This is a genomic window from Idiomarina abyssalis, assembly GCF_019797805.1.
In the GTDB taxonomy this organism is placed as follows: Bacteria; Pseudomonadota; Gammaproteobacteria; order Enterobacterales; family Alteromonadaceae; genus Idiomarina; species Idiomarina abyssalis.
This window is the reverse complement of sequence record NZ_CP081832.1, coordinates 1,700,897-1,713,632: the sequence shown is the minus strand read 5'-3', so window position 1 is coordinate 1,713,632 and position 12,736 is coordinate 1,700,897. Positions and strand designations below refer to the sequence as shown.

At 46.7% G+C, this 12,736-nt stretch carries 11 protein-coding genes; 9 read left to right on the top strand and 2 right to left on the bottom strand.

Annotated elements, in window-relative coordinates; all coding sequences use genetic code 11:
- The first annotated feature begins 37 nt into the window (after positions 1-37).
- The 7 genes from K5X84_RS08175 to K5X84_RS08145 are packed head-to-tail and all read left to right on the top strand — an operon-like array spanning position 38 to position 6,833.
- Positions 38-2,059, top strand: a complete 2,022-nt coding sequence (locus K5X84_RS08175) for an NADPH-dependent 2,4-dienoyl-CoA reductase (RefSeq protein WP_222235554.1) — start codon at positions 38-40, stop codon at positions 2,057-2,059.
- Positions 2,059-2,886 carry a PHP domain-containing protein gene (locus tag K5X84_RS08170; protein ID WP_222235553.1) on the top strand — a complete coding sequence of 276 codons (828 nt, stop codon included), beginning with the start codon at positions 2,059-2,061 and terminating at the stop codon, positions 2,884-2,886. Before K5X84_RS08175 ends, K5X84_RS08170 begins: the two co-directional genes overlap by 1 nt.
- Positions 2,887-2,904: 18 nt before the next feature.
- The gene (locus K5X84_RS08165; RefSeq protein ID WP_199494621.1) at positions 2,905-3,528 is read left to right on the top strand and encodes an L-threonylcarbamoyladenylate synthase; all 624 of its coding nucleotides are present in this window, start codon (positions 2,905-2,907) and stop codon (positions 3,526-3,528) included.
- A 26-nt stretch (positions 3,529-3,554) separates the two neighbouring features.
- Positions 3,555-4,370: a segregation and condensation protein A gene (locus tag K5X84_RS08160; RefSeq protein WP_199494622.1), complete on the top strand. Its 816-nt coding sequence runs from the start codon at positions 3,555-3,557 to the stop codon at positions 4,368-4,370.
- Positions 4,351-4,923, top strand: coding sequence for an SMC-Scp complex subunit ScpB (gene scpB, locus K5X84_RS08155; RefSeq protein WP_222235552.1), 573 nt, complete (start codon positions 4,351-4,353; stop codon positions 4,921-4,923). The genes K5X84_RS08160 and scpB overlap by 20 nt, the downstream gene beginning before the upstream one ends.
- Positions 4,923-5,783, top strand: a complete 861-nt coding sequence (gene rluB, locus K5X84_RS08150; RefSeq protein ID WP_199494624.1) for a 23S rRNA pseudouridine(2605) synthase RluB — start codon at positions 4,923-4,925, stop codon at positions 5,781-5,783. The genes scpB and rluB overlap by 1 nt, the downstream gene beginning before the upstream one ends.
- Positions 5,784-6,833 carry an agmatine deiminase family protein gene (locus tag K5X84_RS08145; protein WP_222235551.1) on the top strand — a complete coding sequence of 350 codons (1,050 nt, stop codon included), beginning with the start codon at positions 5,784-5,786 and terminating at the stop codon, positions 6,831-6,833.
- Here K5X84_RS08145 and K5X84_RS08140 read toward each other — a convergent pair.
- Entirely contained in the window at positions 6,830-8,674 is a 1,845-nt protein-coding gene (locus tag K5X84_RS08140) for a tetratricopeptide repeat-containing diguanylate cyclase (protein WP_224797222.1), read from the bottom strand. The two genes, K5X84_RS08145 and K5X84_RS08140, sit on opposite strands and share 4 nt — an antisense overlap.
- Positions 8,675-8,745: 71 nt before the next feature.
- Positions 8,746-9,465, bottom strand: a complete 720-nt coding sequence (locus tag K5X84_RS08135) for an SIMPL domain-containing protein (protein ID WP_222235550.1) — start codon at positions 9,463-9,465, stop codon at positions 8,746-8,748.
- Between the two features lie 50 nt (positions 9,466-9,515).
- On the opposite strand from K5X84_RS08135, the gene K5X84_RS08130 reads away from it, so the two are divergent.
- Together K5X84_RS08130 and alaS are read left to right on the top strand one after the other, a co-directional pair.
- Complete coding sequence (locus K5X84_RS08130) at positions 9,516-9,983, top strand: regulatory protein RecX (protein WP_222235549.1); 468 nt, start codon at positions 9,516-9,518, stop codon at positions 9,981-9,983.
- 81 nt (positions 9,984-10,064) lie between these two features.
- Positions 10,065-12,662 (top strand): alanine--tRNA ligase, encoded by a 2,598-nt coding sequence (alaS, locus tag K5X84_RS08125; RefSeq protein WP_222235548.1) that lies wholly within the window; start codon positions 10,065-10,067, stop codon positions 12,660-12,662.
- The last annotated feature ends 74 nt before the right edge of the window (positions 12,663-12,736 follow it).

Genomic DNA, 12,736 nt, shown 5'->3' with positions numbered 1-12,736 from the left:
GGAAAAGTTAAACACCCGTTTAAAATAAGAGGTTGGCGTGGCAAATTCATACCCAAATTTACTAAAACCCCTGGATCTTGGCTTCACAACGTTAAAGAACCGAGTCTTGATGGGGTCAATGCATACTGGCCTGGAAGAAGAAAAAAATGGCTTTAGTAAATTAGCCAGCTTTTATGAAGAGCGTGCAAAAGGTGGCGTAGGTCTTATTGTTACCGGCGGTATCAGTCCAAACTTTCGAGGACGCTTAGCGCCGTTTGGCAGTGAAATGTCAAAGCCCTGGCATGTCGGTAAGCATCGTCAGGTGACCGATGCCGTTCACAAGTATGGCAGCAAAATCTGTCTGCAACTTCTGCACGCCGGTCGTTACAGCTATCATCCGTTTTCCTTAGCGCCCAGCGCGATAAAAGCGCCGATAAACCCGTTCAAGCCAAAAGCCATGTCGGAGCGCCAGATTAAAAACACCATCAAGCATTATGCCCGCGGCGCAAAGCTGGCGCAGAAGGCTGGCTACGATGGTGTAGAAATCATGGGCTCGGAAGGTTACTTGATTAACCAGTTTTTGTGTCCAAGAACGAATAAGCGCGATGATAACTGGGGCGGCAGCTTCGAAAACCGTATGCGGTTTCCACTGGAAATTGTCAAAGCCGTTCGGGCCGCGGTGGGTGAAAAGTCGATTATTATTTTCCGTTTGTCGATGCTGGATTTGGTGGAAGATGGACATCAGCTGGACGAAGTGCTGCAGCTGGGTAAGCTACTGGAGCAGGCGGGTGTTACCATTATTAATACCGGTATTGGCTGGCACGAAGCCCGTGTACCGACCATTGTCACTTCGGTACCGCGCGGTGCCTTCAGTTGGATAACCGAGCGCGTACGCAGAGAATTATCGGTGCCTGTGGTTGCCGTTAACCGTATTAATACGCCGGAAATTGCCGAGCATATTTTAGAAAGCAACCAGGCTGATATGGTCTCCATGGCGCGACCATTACTGGCTGACCCGGAGTTTGTGAAAAAAGCGGAACAAGGTCAGTCTGAACGCATTAATACCTGCATTGCCTGTAATCAGGCGTGTCTGGATCATGTGTTTGAGAATAAACGAGCGTCCTGTTTAGTTAACCCACAGGCGTGTTTTGAGCAGGAACTGGTCATGAAACCGGCTGAGCAGAAAAAGCGCATTGCGGTCATTGGGTCCGGCCCGGCAGGGCTTGCCTTTGCCTGTCACGCAGCAGAGCGTGGTCACCAGGTCGATTTATACGACAAGTCCGATGAAATTGGTGGTCAGTTTAACTACGCTAAGCAGATTCCGGGTAAAGAAGAGTTTTATGAAACCTTGCGCTACTTTAAGTACCGCATTGAAGACACTGGGGTTAATTTGAGGCTTGGAAAAGAGCAAACTTGCGAAGGGCTGTTGGCAGAAAAATACGATGATGTGGTTCTGGCAACTGGCGTCAGCCCACGGCAGATCGATATTCCGGGTATCGATTTACCGCATGTTCTGGGCTACTTAGATGTTTTACGTGACCACAAAGCTGTGGGTAAAAAAGTGGCTGTGATTGGTGCCGGTGGTATTGGTTTTGATGTTTCTGAATACCTGACCACCGAAAAGTCACTGACACTGGATGAATCTGAGTGGTCAGAGCGTTGGGGTATTGATAAAAGCTACAGTGACCGCGGCGGCCTAAAACCTCAGCAGCCAGAGCAGAGCCCGCGTCAGGTTTGGTTGCTTCAGCGTAAAGAGAGTAAAGTTGGTAAGGGGTTAGGCAAAACCTCTGGCTGGGTTCATCGTAACGAGTTAAAAAGTAAGTCTGTGAATATGTGGAATGGGGTGACTTATCACCGCATTGTGCCAGAAGGTATAGAAATAGAGCGTGAAGGTGAAAAACAATTGCTGGAAGTTGATAATGTGATTATTTGTGCGGGGCAGGTACCGCAACGGTCATTACACGACGCGTTGCAGTCTGCTGGTCAGACTGTGCACCTAATTGGTGGTGCCGACGTTGCTGCCGAGCTTGATGCTAAACGCGCGATTCGTCAGGGTACAGAACTGGCGGCGGAGATTTAATGCCAGTTTATGATTTACATTGTCACAGTACGCACTCGGATGGTTCATTGTCCGTCTCTGAGCTTTTGCACCGGGCTTGTGAGCAGGAAGTGGATGTACTGGCAATTACCGATCATGACTGTGTTGACGGCCTGCCCGAAGCGAACAGTCTGATTGCTCAGGAAAGCCTGCCGATTAAATTGATTAACGGTGTTGAAATCAGCTGTCGCTGGCACAGTTTTGAGATTCATATCGTCGGTCTCAATATCGATCCTGAAGAGGGACAGTTAAAGGCATTGTTAAACGAACAGCAGCAACGTCGTTATGATCGCTTTGATGCCATGCTTGAGAAGTTATACCAACGTGGCGTTAGTTTATCTGCAGAGGACTGTCAGGCGGATGGTATGCCAACACGCAAGCACATCGCCGATGCCATGGTACGCAAGGGAACTGTCAGTAAACCACAGCAGGCTTTTGACCGCTATATTGGTAAAGGCAGTAGTGCTTATGTAAACCCCGAATGGTGCGATATTCCTGAAGCAATCGATGCTATTCATAGCGCCGGAGGCAAGGCAGTGCTGGCGCATCCGCATGGCTATAAGATGTCAAACAAATGGCTGCGAAAACTTTTGGTAGAAGGGAAAGAGTGGGGGCTTGATGCCATGGAAGTCAGTTTGTGTCAGCAGTCTCCAGGTCATCGTGACGCTTTGGCAAAAATGAGCCGGGAATACGGGCTGTTAGCCTCTCAGGGTTCCGACTTTCACTATCCGGGAAATTGGCGCGAACTGGGCAAAAATCTTTGTCTGCCGGCGGACTGTGTGCCAATATGGGAGCATTGGTCACAGTAGAAGGATTGAGGGGAGATTATGAGTCAATTTTTTGAAATTCATCCGGAAAATCCTCAAGCACGTTTAATTCAGCAATCGGTTCAGATTATTCGTAAAAGCGGTGTGGTGGTTTATCCTACGGACTCGGGTTATGCCATTGGTTGCCAAATTGGTGACAAAGCAGCGGCGGATCGTATTTGTCAGATTCGAGAAATAGACAAAGAGCACAATTTTACCTTAATGTGCCGTGACTTATCTGAGCTTGCGACTTATGCCAGAGTTGATAACGATGCTTTCCGTCTACTGAAGAATAACACCCCGGGGCCTTACACTTTTATTCTGAAAGGTACTAAAGAAGTTCCCAAGCGACTTTTGAATCCCAAACGTAAAACTATCGGCATACGGGTTCCGACCAACCGTATAGCAATGGCCTTGCTGGAAGAGTTGAACGAGCCGTTAATGTCGACCAGCTTGATCCTTGGTGAAGGAATGCTGGCTGAATCCGACCCGGAAGAGATTCGGGATAAGCTGGAAAAATTAGTGGATTTAATTATTGACGGCGGTCATAAAGGTGAAGAACCAACCACGGTTGTGGATTTGTCTGAAGGCGCGCCGACCATTCGCCGTGAAGGCTCCGGAGACACAGAACCTTTTGACTTTTAATAACTTGCTAGGCATTTGGGTTAATTATGGCTGAACAGCAGTCACTGCCTTTAGGTTTTGTCCGCGGCGAACCGGTTATAGAAAAACCAGAAGACCTCTATATACCACCGGATGCGCTGGAAGTTATTCTGGATACTTTCAGTGGTCCGATGGACTTGCTGTTGTACTTAATCCGTAAACAAAAGCTCGATATTGTTGATATGCCTATTTTGGCCATTACCCGACAGTACGTTGAGTATGTGGATATGATGCAAGAGCTTAAGCTGGAGCTGGCCGCTGATTATTTGGTGATGGCCGCCATACTGGCGGAAATTAAAAGTCGACTGCTATTACCGAAGCCGCCTCAGGAAGAGGATGAAGAAGAAGATCCAAGAGCCGAATTAATCAGGCGCTTGCAGGAGTATGAAGCCATACGTCAGGGTGCAGAGTATATTGACCAGCAACCTCAAGTAGGGCGGGACATATTGCTGAGTGAGGTTAATACCAATGCGCGTGAGTGGGTAACATCAACACCTCCGGAAGTTACTTTAGAGGATTTGACGCTTGCCTTTAGTCGGGTATTGCAGCAGGTTGAGCTAAAAGCACACCATCAGATAAAACGGGAACAGCTATCCACACGGGCAAGAATGAGCCAGGTACTGGAACTATTAAGCAATAAAAAATATGTTTCTTTTAGTCAGCTGTTCACCCGCAAAGAGGGGCGCGCTGGGGCTGTGGTTAGTTTTTTAGCAATTTTAGAACTTGTGAAAGAATCAATGGTAGAATTGTCACAAGTAGAGCCTATGAGTGATATTCGCCTGAGTTTGAGACAGCACAGCCAAGATGAATCCGTTACAGCTTAAACAACTTATCGAAGCGGCCTTATTTGCACACCCTCAGCCTTTATCGGCTGAGCAACTGCATCAGCTTTTGCTGAATGAAGGGGAAGCGTCACTTACGGCAATAAAGCAACAGCTGAAAGAGCTGCAATTGGATTACCGGGAGCGGGGTATTGAATTAGTAAAAGTGGCTTCTGGTTACCGCTTCCAAACACGAGCTGAGCTTGGGCAGCGGCTAGCGGGGTTGTGGCAGGAAAAGCCACCCAGATACTCAAATGCTTTATTGGAGACTTTGGCTTTAATTGTTTACAGGCAGCCAATAACCCGCGGTGAAATTGAACAGATACGTGGCGTAAGTGTCAGTAGCCACATAATGAAGACGTTGCAGGAAAGGGGATGGGTCAAAGTGGTCGGGCACAAAGAAGTGCCGGGACGCCCTCAACTTTATGCCAGCACCAATGACTTTTTAGATGATTTTAATTTGAGTGACTTATCGGAATTACCCGATATCGATACACTCAGTGAAGATGATGAACGTACCGCTGAGACAGCGACTAACGAGAGAGATGATTCGTAATGACCGAGAAATTACAAAAGGTTTTAGCCCGATCTGGACATGGCTCACGCCGCGAAATTGAAGCTAAAATTTCCGCGGGCCGCATTCGTGTGAACGGTAAAGTGGCACAGTTAGGTGAGCGTATCGACGCAGACGCTAAGGTTCGCATTGATGGCCACGAAGTTCAGATTAAACCTGAAGAAGAGGTCATTTGCCGTGTTTTGATTTACCACAAGCCCGAAGGTGAGCTTTGTACGCGTAAAGACCCCGAAGGGCGGCCGACCGTTTATGACCGTTTACCACGAATGAGCGGCGCACGCTGGGTTGCTGTAGGGCGTCTGGATGTGAATACATCTGGTCTGTTGCTTTTCACCACTGACGGAGAGCTTGCTAATCGCCTGATGCACCCCAGCCAGCAGGTTGAGCGGGAGTATGCCGTACGTGTGTTTGGTGAAGTAGATGAGGCTATGATGCAACGCCTGAGAAAAGGTGTGCAACTGGAAGATGGGCCGGCACATTTTAATAGCATAAAGCCGGCAGGCGGTGACGGCATGAACCGTTGGTTTCATGTCACCTTAAGCGAAGGGCGTAATCGTGAAGTTCGCCGTTTGTGGGAGTCTCAGGAAGTACAGGTGAGCCGTCTTATCCGTGTTCGTTACGGCGATATTCCTCTGGAAGCCGGGTTGCCGCAAGGTGGCTGGGCGGAGATGAAGCTTGAGCAGGTTAATGCATTAAGGGCGCAAGTGAATTTACCCCCAGAGAAGCACTCATTTCTTGATCCTCGCAATGAAGAATCTAAACAGCGTCGTTTTGCGAAAATACGTAAAGCTACAGCCCGTCATCGGCAGGATAAAAAGCAGAGCAAACGACGGGGTAAATAAGTGGTTATCGGTGAAGGCTGGTTGCCAGATTTTGTGGCAAACCAGCGCTTGTTACTAGCATGGCCGTACCGGGGAGATGTCTGGCGCAGTCATGCAAAACCGGCGCAAAACGCCTTGCTCAGGTTATTGGATCAGTTACCGGCCTCGGCGCCAGTTTCGTTGGTAGTATCCTCTCAGGTTAAAGGTAACTTGCCTGACTCTCTGAAACGGATTCACCGTATTGAAGTTGATTATGACGATATCTGGTTACGGGATATTGCTCCGCTCTGGCTGAATAATGGAAAAGAGGTAAAAGCCTTATCCTTCAACTTTGATGGTTGGAGCGGTGTGCAACAAGCGATAACTGCGGACAGTCAGTTTGCTGAAAATTTATGCGGTTATTTCAATTTGTCGCACGACAAAGCACAACTGGTTGCAGAAGGTGGTGCTTTTACCCACAACGGGAAAGGTGACTGGATAGTTGGGTTAGCGTGCATAAAACGAAGAAACCCGGACCTGAGTCATAATGAATTAAAAGCGATACTCAGTAAGTTATTACCTGGCCAGCGTCTCTACTTTTTCAATAACTCTTTGTCGGCTGATGAAACCGGCGGCCACATTGACAATATGGCGATCTTTGTCGATTCTGACACCTTGTTATATGTGTTTACCGACGACGTAACACACCCGGACTATGAAGCCTGCCAGCAGTTGCAGAAGCTTGTCAGTCAATTACCAAAGTTTATTAACGCAATTCCACTTCCCTTGCCGCGGCCGCAGTCAGCAATGCCAGAAGAAAGACAGGATATAGAACTTAACGAACTGAGCTTAAAGCGAACCATTGATTTGCCTTTGCTTTGCAGCTACGTGAATGTGCTGCAGACCGATAAGCTGCTCGTGATTCCTGAATTTGGTTTAGAAACAGATGATGAGGCTTTTCAGCGAATTCAAAATGCTTTGCCGGAGAGGAAAGTGTTGTCGTTTAACGCCAGGGAATTTGTCCTCGGAGGTGGCGGTTTGCATTGTATAAGCCATAACCTGCCAGCTTCATTGAAGCCAACCGCTGGCTAGTCAGTAATAATCAAACGCTCGCGGCCTTTATCTTTAGCTTCAAACAAGACTTTGTCAGCGCGTTTATAGAGCGAGTCAAAGCTATCGTCCGGGTGGGCGTTAGTGAAGCCCATGCTAAAGGTCACGCGATAATCATTTGGTAAACCGTCAATGGGGCTTTTATTCAGTTCTTCAGTTATGCGCTCGAAAATGTTTTTCGCGTCTTCTTTACTGGCGTCGAAAAACACCATTAACCATTCTTCTCCGCCCAAACGGCCAAAACTGTCATGATTACGCAGACTTTGTTTAGCAACTGCAGCGAAACGTTTCAGTACATTGTCACCGACATCGTGGCCGAACTGGTCGTTTATCGTTTTAAAATAGTCAAAATCTACAACGGCTAATGCCAATTGGCGCTGTTGCTCCTGAGCTTGCTCCAGCCCTTTTTTGCATATACGAACAATAGCTCGTCTATTGGGGGCATTCGTCAGATCATCTTTCAGAGCGAGTTCTGCGAAATTCTTACGAGCCTTCCATTGTTGGTATAAAAAGGCTGAAACGATAATGACAACCAGGAAACCGGAAATGATAATCCATATGAGGAGGTAATACGACGTTTGCTGCTCCTGGAGCTCCAGTTGCTGCAATTCGTTCTCTTTCTTTAACAATTCGTTAGTTGTTTCCTGTTCTTTAATTTCCAGGCGCACCATAATTTCCTGCACCTGTTTATCACGAGTTTGTTGCTGAACTTTCTGCATGAAGTTTACGGACATTTTATAATGCTTAAGAGCAGCTTCGTAGTTACCTATTCTCTGATAGTAGTCCGACCAATGTTCGTGCAGAGTTTGATGTAGCTCGTCATTTGTGAGTGTATTGATGATAGAAGTTGCAGCCTCTAACTGACTCAGAGCATTATCAAGTTTATCAGTGCCTAAATAGACCGACACCATACTTAATCGGCTTTGTGCTTCCATGGGGTGTGCGGCGGCAGACTTAAATTGGGGGAGTGCCTCATTAAGGCGTGTTAAAGCTTGCTGGTAATCTTTGTCTGCAATATCTATTGAAGCCATTTGAAACAGTGCGTATGCAACACCCAGATCATCATTAATTGCTTCGCTGATTTCTAAAGCGGCTTTAAAATGTTGCTCGGCTTGATTGTCGTTTCCTGCGGCCTGATAGGCCCGGGCAAGGTTATATTCCAATACCGAGACATCCCACTCACCAAGGTGCTCCCTGCTTATATCCAGAGCGTCCTGTATGTGTGCTAACGCGATGTCATTAGCCCCGACATCCATATAAATAGAGCCGATAAGGGCGTGGAATTCCATTTGCAGTCTGGGGCGCGCAGTGTAGGCGCTTCGGTTTAGCTGCTCCAAAATTTGAAGGGCACGGGCAATATCACCCGTGTTCTGCATGACTTGAGCGTGCAGAATCTCTGCTTCAATCTGCAAGTCTTTATTACCGGAAGCTTTTGCGTACTCTATTGCGTAGACAATGCTTGTATTAGCCTGCCGAAGTTTCCCTCGCTGCAGGAAATACCAGGTTTGGTTCATTTTCAACAGCGTTTTTGCAATTTTTGACTCTGCCAACTCTGCAAAACGCAAGCCTTCCTGAATTGCACGTTGTGCTTCACTTTCTTTACCAGAATAACGGTAAGCCTCTGCTTGCAATGCGTAGGCCATAGCCAATTCTTCAAACTGACGCTGGTTATCGTACTGCTCTATGAGCTCCGAAGTCTTTTCTATCCATACATCGGGGTTACTGCTGGCTTCAACACGCTGCTGCTGCCACTCTTGAGCCATTACCATAGGAGCGGCTACCAGCAGAATGATGAATAAGATGTTACGGATTTTTTGGAACAAAACGACCCTGACTGTTAAAAAAGTGTTGAAGTATCAAGTATCTTACTCCGAGTGCAGCGCATAGCAATGATTTAATTGTCAGAGGAAGACTGACTTTGGGTTAAGAAAGTGACTTCAACACGTGCTTCAATGGTCTGCTGGCCCGGTAGCGATACTTTGTCTGAGCGACTACTCATTTCGGCCATCTGCATAATGACCGGCCGTGACATTGATTGCTCAGCAATGCTTAATGTGCTTTTTAGTTCCAGTCCTGCCGCTGTAGCAAGACGCTCAGCTTTCGCCTTGGCTTGTTGGTATGCATTCACCAGTGCTTGTTCATATAAACCTTGTTGGTCGCTAATTTCAAACTTAACCTGACCAACACGAGTAACCCCGCGCGCCAGGGCAAGATCGATAATGCTGTCGTAATTCTCCGGTTCCAGCAAAGTGACCTGAACTTCGCGTTGTACGACAAATCCGTTTTGTTCTGTTTTGCCATCGTCATTTTGTTCATAACGTGGATAAATCTGCAATTGATAGGAGCGGATGTCTTTATCTTCAACTCCTTTATTATTTAAATCGTTAATCAGACGGTTGGTTGTTTCATCGACTAAAGTCTTTTGCGAGCTGAGCTTATTTCCGCGCTCTTCAATCCAGAAGGTGAGTGACATTTGGTCCGGAATAGCCGATACGCTTCCACTGCCCGAGGTCGACAATGTCCGTTCATTAGCTTGAGTGACAGTGCTAAATGCTACTGTAAGAAAAGCAAGACAGGTTAAGAGAAACCTTGATTTTGTGTGGCTCTGAGTCATATTAATCATCCTTAGACCAAATTCCATAGTTACGTGTTGGAGTATAGACCATGGACGAAAGTTCAGAATATGACGAGAAATCGTTGCGCGACAGTGCCTTCAGGTTGCTTGCTATGCGCGAACAAAGTCGTACTGAATTAAAGCGTAAATTAATACAAAAGCAATGGCCCGCAGACATGGTTAAGCGCGTTGTTGATGAACTTGATAACGAAGGATGGCAGAGCGACGAGCGTTTTGCCGCAAGTTTTATTCGCGAGAAAGTAGGGCAAAAGCAAGGGCGGTTAAAAATCCTTGCTCAAGTAACTCAACAAAAAGGCGTCTCTGCGCAGATTGCCGAAAGTGTGCTCGATTCAATGGAAGTTGACTGGTTTGAGTTGTGTGCAGAGTTGAAACAAAAGAAATTCGGCGATGACCAGCCTGCGGACGAAAAAGAGTGGAGCCGTCAGGTTCGTTTTTTGCAGCAAAGAGGGTTTACTCCAGAGCAAATTTTCGCTTGTGTCAATCGACCACGACGCTAGGCTAGGCGGCTACTTCATGATAGTCTTAGGCCATTAAAATATTGACCTAAAGTCACTCAGTTAAGAAAAGTAGGACTCAACATGAGCATGAACAGTGCCCAAATTCGTGATGCATTTTTAAATTACTTTGCTGAACGAGGACACGAAAAAGTGCCTTCGTCATCAATGATTCCAGGCAACGATCCAACCCTCTTATTTACTAATGCGGGAATGGTTCCGTTCAAAGATGTTTTTCTGGGTACTGACAAGCGCCGTTATAACAAAGCCACCTCTGCGCAACGTTGTCTTCGTGCCGGAGGTAAGCATAACGACCTCGAAAACGTTGGTTATACCGCTCGTCATCATACATTTTTTGAAATGATGGGGAATTTTAGCTTTGGTGATTATTTTAAAAAGCAGGCAATTCAATATGCCTGGGATTTTTTAACCAAAGAGTTGAAATTACCGGCGGAAAAGCTTTGGGTAACGGTCTTCACTGAAGACGACGAAGCTTACGATATTTGGGCAAAAGATATCGGTGTTCCGGAAGACCGCATTTCACGCATTGGTGAAAAGGATAATTTCTGGTCTATGGGTGATACTGGTCCTTGTGGACCTTGCTCTGAGGTTTTTTATGATCATGGTCCGGAAGTCTGGGGCGGTCCTCCGGGAACACCAGAAGAAGACGGCGACCGCTATATCGAAATCTGGAACCTGGTCTTTATGCAGTATAACCGTCAGGCTGACGGAACTTTTGAACCATTGCCCGATCCGTCGATTGATACAGGCATGGGGCTTGAGCGCATTTCTGCCATTATGCAGAACGTTCACAGCAATTACGAAATTGACTTATTCCAGGCCTTGATTAAAGCGGCAGCTGAAATTATTGGTACCGACGATCTTGATAATAAGTCGTTGCGGGTAATCGCTGATCATATTCGTTCGTGTTCATTCCTGATTACTGACGGCGTGATGCCATCTAATGAAGGCCGTGGTTATGTGCTGCGTCGTATAATACGAAGAGCCGTGCGTCACGGACATTTATTAGGTGCTAAAGATGCTTTCTTTTTCCGCTTAGTTGATGAGTTAGCACGACAGATGGGCGATGCGTACCCTGAGTTAGTTCAGAAACAGCAGATCATTAAAGATGCGCTGGAGCGAGAAGAGCAGCAGTTTGCCCGGACACTTGAGCGAGGCCTGGCTATTTTGTCTGATGAAATTAGTCAGCTTAAAGGCAAAGTGATACCCGGCGATGTCGTATTCAAACTTTATGACACCTATGGTTTTCCGGTTGACTTAACGGCGGATATTGCACGTGAGCATGAGCTGACAGTTGATGAGGAAGGCTTTGAACAAGCTATGTCTGAACAGCGTCTGAGAGCTCAACAGGCGTCTCAGTTTGGTATGGATTATAACCAACAGTTAAAGTCTGAAAATCAAACGACATTTACCGGTTACGATGATGTTGCCGGGCAGGCAAAAGTGGTTGAGCTTTTCAAAGAAGGGCAACCGGTTGAAGAGTTGCAAGCTGGTGATAAAGGTATTGTTGTTCTTTCAGAAACACCGTTTTACGCAGAAAGTGGTGGCCAGATAGGCGATAAGGGTGTGTTAGTTGCAAGCGGTAACGCTTTTGAAGTCACTGATACTCAATACATTGGTAAAGCAATAGCGCACCATGGTGTTGCCAAAGCGCCTGTGAAGTTAAATGACAGTGTAAAAGCTGAAGTTGATTCAGAGCGTAGAGAAAATATTAAACGCAACCATTCTGCGACTCACTTGCTTCATGCCGCTCTTAGAAACTTGTTGGGTGAACATGTTACGCAGAAAGGTTCGTTAGTTGAGGCCGATAAAATGCGCTTTGACTTCTCGCATTTTGAACCCGTTACAAATGAACAACTGGCTCAGCTTGAGCGTGAGGTGAATGCTCAAATTCGAACTAACTTGCCATTACAAACTGAACTCATGGCAATTGATCAAGCGAAAGAAGCCGGTGCCATGGCGTTGTTTGGAGAGAAGTATGACGATCAGGTGCGTGTTGTGCGCATGGGAGACTTCTCTATGGAACTCTGCGGTGGTACGCACGTAAAAGCGACTGGTGATATCGGTTTATTCAGAATAACCTCTGAAGGGGGAATCGCATCGGGTGTCCGTCGTATTGAAGTTGTAACTGGTGAAGCCGCTATTCGCTACACCCAACAACAACAGTCTATATTGCAAAATCTTGCCGGTGAGTTAAAAACCGAGTCGAATTCTGTCGCTGAAAAAGTACAGCAGTTGCAGCAGAAGTTTCGTGAGCTTGAGCGTAAAAATGAACAGTTACAACAGAAATTAGCACAGCAAGCTGGTGGCGGTTTAATCGCCCAGGCCATTGATATTAATGGCGTTAAAGCAATAATTGCGGAGCTGGATCAGGCGGATCCTAAATCTTTACGCGGTTTAGTTGATGACCTGAAGAACCAAATTGGTTCCGGCATCGTATTATTAGGAACTGCAAATGGTAATAAAGTCAGCCTCATAGCTGGCGTTACTGCCGATTTAACGTCTAAAGTTAAAGCAGGGGATATTGTGAATCAGGCGGCTAACGTGGTTGGTGGTAAAGGCGGAGGTCGCCCTGATATGGCCCAAGCGGGTGGTTCACTCCCGGAACAGTTAAATGAAGCTCTGGCTACCGCAACAACTTGGTTACAACAGCAACTCTAGTTGTCGTGCCGAGGGTTAAAAACACAACGAAAAATTATGCGTTTCGTTATAGTGTAATCGCTCTCAGTATTGGT

What these genes read in the sequence shown, in the direction of transcription:
- K5X84_RS08170 (WP_222235553.1), top strand. Translation starts at nt 2,059, where the DNA reads ATGCCAGTTTATGATTTACATTGTCACAGTACGCACTCGGATGGTTCA.
- K5X84_RS08165 (WP_199494621.1), top strand. Translation starts at nt 2,905, where the DNA reads ATGAGTCAATTTTTTGAAATTCATCCGGAAAATCCTCAAGCACGTTTA.
- K5X84_RS08160 (WP_199494622.1), top strand. Translation starts at nt 3,555, where the DNA reads ATGGCTGAACAGCAGTCACTGCCTTTAGGTTTTGTCCGCGGCGAACCG.
- scpB (WP_222235552.1), top strand. Translation starts at nt 4,351, where the DNA reads ATGAATCCGTTACAGCTTAAACAACTTATCGAAGCGGCCTTATTTGCA.
- rluB (WP_199494624.1), top strand. Translation starts at nt 4,923, where the DNA reads ATGACCGAGAAATTACAAAAGGTTTTAGCCCGATCTGGACATGGCTCA.
- K5X84_RS08135 (WP_222235550.1), bottom strand. Translation starts at nt 9,465, where the DNA reads ATGACTCAGAGCCACACAAAATCAAGGTTTCTCTTAACCTGTCTTGCT.
- K5X84_RS08130 (WP_222235549.1), top strand. Translation starts at nt 9,516, where the DNA reads ATGGACGAAAGTTCAGAATATGACGAGAAATCGTTGCGCGACAGTGCC.
- alaS (WP_222235548.1), top strand. Translation starts at nt 10,065, where the DNA reads ATGAGCATGAACAGTGCCCAAATTCGTGATGCATTTTTAAATTACTTT.